General features: G+C 42.4%; 1 pseudogene. It reads left to right on the plus strand.

Annotation, left to right across the window (positions count from 1 at the left end):
* Nucleotides 1-316, plus strand: a pseudogene (locus tag H5180_RS23370) (hypothetical protein); the annotation flags it as partial.

Here is a 316-nt window from a genome sequence, read left to right on the forward strand (position 1 = left end):
ACCTGTTCACCTTGGTCGAGTTTCGTCTTCCAAAATTGCCGTTCAAAAGCTTGTTCGTCAGTTTGAATCTAAATACCCTGGCGCAACGCTACACTTTGTTTATGAAGCAGGCCCTTGTGGTTATTATTCGTATCGTCCCTGATACTCACTAAAGCCCGCTACGCGGTTCAAATTTATTCCCTATAAATTTGTGGATTTACAGATTAATCACAAGCCTTGGCCATTGCTGTTATGTGGTTGCCCCGTCTCTTATTCCTAAAAAACCAGGCGAGAAGATTAAAACCGATAAACGTGATGCCCTTAAGCTCGCTAAATT

Origin of the sequence: Pseudoalteromonas sp. SR41-4 (assembly GCF_014163985.1) — a bacterium.
Taxonomy (GTDB): Bacteria; Pseudomonadota; Gammaproteobacteria; order Enterobacterales; family Alteromonadaceae; genus Pseudoalteromonas; species Pseudoalteromonas rhizosphaerae.